This window comes from Flavobacterium sp. (assembly GCF_035456085.1).
In the GTDB taxonomy this organism is placed as follows: domain Bacteria; phylum Bacteroidota; class Bacteroidia; order Flavobacteriales; family Flavobacteriaceae; genus Flavobacterium.
Genome location: NZ_DATIDY010000251.1, coordinates 1 through 4,886, shown reverse-complemented (window position 1 = coordinate 4,886; position 4,886 = coordinate 1). Strand labels below are relative to the sequence as shown.

At 31.1% G+C, this 4,886-nt stretch carries 6 protein-coding genes; 1 reads left to right on the top strand and 5 read right to left on the bottom strand.

The features are described from left to right. The 5 genes from VLC96_RS18275 to VLC96_RS18255 all read right to left on the bottom strand — a co-directional run. On the bottom strand, window positions 1-740 hold a 740-nt coding region (locus tag VLC96_RS18275; protein WP_325265238.1), incomplete at its 3' end, for a POTRA domain-containing protein. Continuing rightward, window positions 673-1,410: an undecaprenyl pyrophosphate synthase gene (gene uppS, locus VLC96_RS18270; protein WP_325265237.1), complete on the bottom strand. Its 738-nt coding sequence runs from the start codon at window positions 1,408-1,410 to the stop codon at window positions 673-675. The genes uppS and VLC96_RS18275, both read right to left, overlap by 68 nt. 4 nt (window positions 1,411-1,414) lie before the next feature. Further along, on the bottom strand, window positions 1,415-2,092 hold the full coding sequence (porG, locus tag VLC96_RS18265) for a type IX secretion system protein PorG (RefSeq protein WP_325265236.1): 678 nt from the start codon (window positions 2,090-2,092) through the stop codon (window positions 1,415-1,417). A 152-nt stretch (window positions 2,093-2,244) separates the two neighbouring features. Continuing rightward, the gene (locus tag VLC96_RS18260) at window positions 2,245-3,129 is read right to left on the bottom strand and encodes an NAD kinase (RefSeq protein WP_325265234.1); all 885 of its coding nucleotides are present in this window, start codon (window positions 3,127-3,129) and stop codon (window positions 2,245-2,247) included. Window positions 3,130-3,183: 54 nt separating this feature from the next. Continuing rightward, the gene (locus tag VLC96_RS18255) at window positions 3,184-3,843 is read right to left on the bottom strand and encodes a CBS domain-containing protein (protein WP_325265232.1); all 660 of its coding nucleotides are present in this window, start codon (window positions 3,841-3,843) and stop codon (window positions 3,184-3,186) included. 114 nt (window positions 3,844-3,957) lie between these two features. Here VLC96_RS18255 and VLC96_RS18250 point away from each other — a divergent pair, with 114 nt between their 5' ends. Continuing rightward, complete coding sequence (locus tag VLC96_RS18250; RefSeq protein WP_325265230.1) at window positions 3,958-4,671, top strand: pyridoxine 5'-phosphate synthase; 714 nt, start codon at window positions 3,958-3,960, stop codon at window positions 4,669-4,671. The last annotated feature ends 215 nt before the right edge of the window (window positions 4,672-4,886 follow it).

Sequence of the window (4,886 nt, the reverse complement as noted above, 5' to 3'; positions counted from 1 at the left end):
AAGTTTTTGGCTTTAGTGTTTTTCATTGAACCAGCAAGATCACTATCGGAGCGTTCTTTGTTTCCTTCAAAATCAATTTGGTATACTTTGATTTTGTCGCCAACATCTACTTTTACAAGCATATTTACTTGGTTGCTTGCCAATGTATCTCTAGTTGTTGTTATATGAACTTTCGTATTGAAAAAACCGTCTTTTTTGTATTTTTTCTCGATATAGTTTTTGGTAGTTGTAATTAAGTTTTCAGTTACAATTTTACCATTTGTAAGACCATTATCTTTTATGAAACTTTCGGTTTTGCTTTTAGAAACTCCAACAAATTTTACTTCGTTTATTTTTGGTAATTCTTTGATATTCAGATCAAGAAAGATACTGTCGTTTTCTATTCTGTTAACGTAAAAAGCGATTTCGTCAAAAAGACCAAGCTTTCCTAATTTTTTTATTGAGCTACTAATTTGTTCACCAGGAATTGTGATTTCCTGTCCTTTCTCTAAACCAGCAAATGTTACAACAGTTTGTGGATTGAAGCTGATGTCTCCAATTACTTTTACATCACCTAAAATGTATTTTTTACCTTGGTCAAATGGTACTCTGTCTTGTGCTTTAATTTGAGTAAAAGTTCCTAATAGTATAAAGGTAATGACTAGTTTTATGCTTTTATGTAACACTAAAAAATTATTTAATTTGTTCGCTTGTTTTTCCAAATCTACGTTCTCTTTTTTGATAACTAATGATAGCCTCATGTAAATCTTGCTCTTTAAAGTCTGGCCATAGTACATCAGTAAAATATAATTCTGAATAGGCTATTTGCCACAATAAAAAATTACTTATTCTGTGTTCACCACTGGTTCTTATTAATAAATCAACATCTGGTATGTTATGTGTGTAAAGATGCTCATTAATAATTGAATCGTCAATACTGTCTATTGAAATTATATTATTTTTAACTTTATCGCTTATTTTTTTTACAGCGCCCACTATTTCCTCTCTTGATCCGTAACTTAAAGCAAGAGTTAATGTCATTTTTGAATTATTTTTTGTCTTTTCAATGACATCTAATATTTCTTCTTGTGCGTTTTTTGGCAATTTTTCTAAATTCCCAATGGCATTCATTTTAATGTTGCCTTCTTGCATTGTTTTAAGCTCTTTTCTCAAAGATTTTATTAATATTTTCATCAAAGCGTCTACTTCGATTTTGGGTCTGCTCCAGTTTTCGGTAGAAAAAGCATAGAGTGTGAGATATTCAATTCCTAAAGAATTGCATTCTTTTATAATAGTTTTTACAGATTTGGAACCAGTTTGATGTCCTAGTGTTCTAATGAAACCTTGTTGTTTTGCCCAACGGCCATTACCGTCCATAATGATGGCAATGTGTTTTGGGAGATTATTCTTATTTATTTCGTCTTTTAACATCTTATTAATCTGCACAGTAACATGGTTTTTTTCCAAAAGTATAAGTCAGCGTCATACCTGTAAAAACATACCAATCATTATTATTTAAATTTCCAAATCGAAGCACGCTACTATTTCCGGGATTACTACCATCGATATTGTCTGTAAAAGTATATCTGGCACCAACTTCAAGTCCTAAAACAAAGTTTCTTGCAAAATTAGTTTTAACTCCTAAAGTCATTGGTATAGCTATGCTGCTTTTTGTGTCTTTTTTATGTGTTTCCCCAGCATCAATATACAGGTCGTCATATATAAAATAACTTAGTCCTGAATATACATATGGAGTAAACTTTGGTTTCTCTTCGTGCAAATTAAAATCAAAAAAATTAAATTCCAATCCTGCTGATAATTCTTTTATGTCATTAGAAAAACTATACCCTCTATTGTGACGACCTGGTTCTTTAGAATCAATATCGTTTCCCGAAATTTGAGACTGCGTATACGAAAATCTATAAGCATGTCTTGGACTTTTATTCCATTTGTATAAAACTCCAAAGGCAAGTTCATTTGGAGCAATGTAAGTTGTTGAACCCACATCTCCTATATAGTTACTACCTCCTAAAAATACACCAACTTCATGAATCTGAGCATGAATAAAAGTACCTGTAAAAAAGCATAAAAAAGAAATGAAAATTTTGCCCATAAATAATTAAGTTGCCTGCAAATATAATAATAATCAATAGGATTCGACATGCATCTATAGAATACTGTCTTTTTTTAAAAGAAGATTCTTTGTTAGAATGAAATCATTAAGGTTTCAAACGAAAAAAAATAGTAATTTGTATAGAGATTCTTTTAATTCCTTCTGTCTTCACCCCAAAGTAATTTTGTTCTTAGGGTTTTTAAGAATGTTTCTTCAGGAATTTCGACCATATTTATTTCAAAATTGGTTTTTTTAATGGTCAAAATAGAATCGTTTTTGACAGTGGTAATTCTGGAATCCAAAGAGACTAAATATTGTTCTTCTCTTCCGGATACTTTTAAGCGAATTTCTGTAGTGTCTGGAACAACTAATGGTCTTGCATTTAAATTGTGAGGAGCAATTGGAGTAATGACAAGGCTTTTTACATCAGGAGTTAAAATAGGTCCGCCGCAACTCAAAGAATATCCAGTAGTTCCTGTGGGTGTGGCAATAATTAGCCCATCTGCCCAATATGAATTTAAAAATTCGTCATTCAAATAAGTATCAATTGTTATCATTGAAGTAGTGTCTTTTCTGCTTACAGATATTTCATTTAAAGCAAAGTTAAGTCCTTCGATAGCTTTGTTTTCTGGTGAATTTGTTATGCTAAGTAAAGTTCTTTTTGAGATTTTATATTTTTTGTCAATAACAAGCTGCATGAACGCTGCGATATTTTCTTTTTGTACCGTTGCCAAAAAACCCAGTCTGCCTGCATTTATTCCTAATATTGGAATTCCGGAATTTCGTACTAGAGTAACCGCTCTTAGCATAGTTCCGTCACCACCAATACTAATTAGCATATCATAACTGGAATCTAACTCGTCATAAGATGAAAAAGTATTGTATTCTTTTTGGACGATATTTTTTTCATGCAACATATTTAAGAAATCAGATTCAATAACCATTTCTACATTATTATTGTTGAAAAACACAAAAATGTCTTTTATAATTGGTTCTGTGCTTACCAAATAATATTGGCCAAAAATAGCTACTTTCATTTCTTATATGATGTTTTGTTGTCTGTTATAAAGGAATTTGAATACCTTTTATAACTACATATTTAAATATTTATCTAAATAGTCCGAACGTTCTTTTAGGCTGTTGATGTAATTGTCTTCATTGTGATCTGAGAGGATATCGTAATTGTATCTTCTAAAAGTTTGAATAATTTCATTCAATGAACCAATGCTAATTTTTAGGGTAACTTCAGTAGTGTTTGCATCTGAATTAGAAACGAAAAGTCCCAAAAGGTTACCATTATTGCTTTCGACAATTTGTGCAATTTGACTCATTGAATAATCAATGGTGTTTTTGCTAACTATTATAATTGCGCCTTGTTCTTTTAGAAATGGGGTTTCATGAAAAAATTTTATAATATCCTCGATTTCGTAATATCCGATGTATTTATTATTTTCATCTAAAATGGGAACTAAATTGGCATGATTTTTTGCAAAGACTTCCAAAACATCAAGCCAAATCATGTTAGTTTTGGCAAAAAAATGTTCGAGAGTATATTTATAATCAAAGACTTTTTTGTTGCTGTCAAAAGTTTCAATGTCTTCTGCAACGATACTTCCAATGTAAACGCCTTCTTCGATAATTGGGAAATGAGAAAAGGTCAAATCATTAAAAAAATCTTGAACTGCCCCAATGGATTCATGGGTGTCAATTGCTTTGAAATCGTTCGTAATGTAATCTTTTAAATCAGTCATAATCTTCGCTCAATAATTGACGCAAAATAATCAAAAATATACAAAATATGCTACCTTTTACTTTGTATTTTTGTTGTTTTAAAATAATAATACAATAAAATAATACTTGTTTCTATGACAAAACTTAGCGTTAATATAAATAAAATAGCCACTTTACGTAATGCCCGCGGAGGAAATGTGCCCGATTTATTAAAAGTAGCAACTGATATTCAAAATTTTGGGGCTCAGGGAATCACGATCCATCCACGTCCAGATGAGCGTCACATCCGTTATCAGGATGCACGTGATTTAAAATCAATTGTTTTTACCGAATACAATATTGAAGGTAATCCTCAACACAATTTTATTGATTTAGTTTTAGAATGTAAGCCTGACCAAGTGACTTTGGTTCCAGACGCTATTGGAGCAATAACATCTTCTGCGGGTTGGGACACTGTAAAAAATCAATCGTATTTAGTTGAGGTTATTCAGGAATTTCAGCGCAACGGAATTAGAACTTCTATTTTTGTTGACCCAATTGCTGAGATGATCGAGGGAGCCAAAAAAATAGGAACAGACAGAATCGAATTGTATACCGAAGCTTTTGCTCATCAATATAGTTTAGGAAATGAAAAAGGAATTGATCCATATGTGAAATCGGCAGTTTTAGCCAATGAATTAGGATTAGGAATTAATGCCGGTCATGATTTAAGCTTGGATAATATTCAGTTTTTCAAACAAAATATTCCTGGCTTGCTCGAAGTTTCTATCGGCCACGCATTGATTTCTGAAGCACTTTATTTAGGTTTAGATAATGTAGTGAATATGTATTTGCGAAAATTGGAATAAGATAAAAGTTAAACAATTATATTCTAATACAATTTGGTTTATAATTGTTTACTTTCGCATTTTTTCTTATAAAGTCAATGTGCTGAAGTCAATTATTTTTTTCTGTTTTTTTTGTTTTTCAAATTTATTTGCACAATCAAAAGCCGCTATAAACGGCACTATTAAATCTTCTGAAAATGAAAATTTAATTGGAGTAAATATTTTTTTAACAGTAG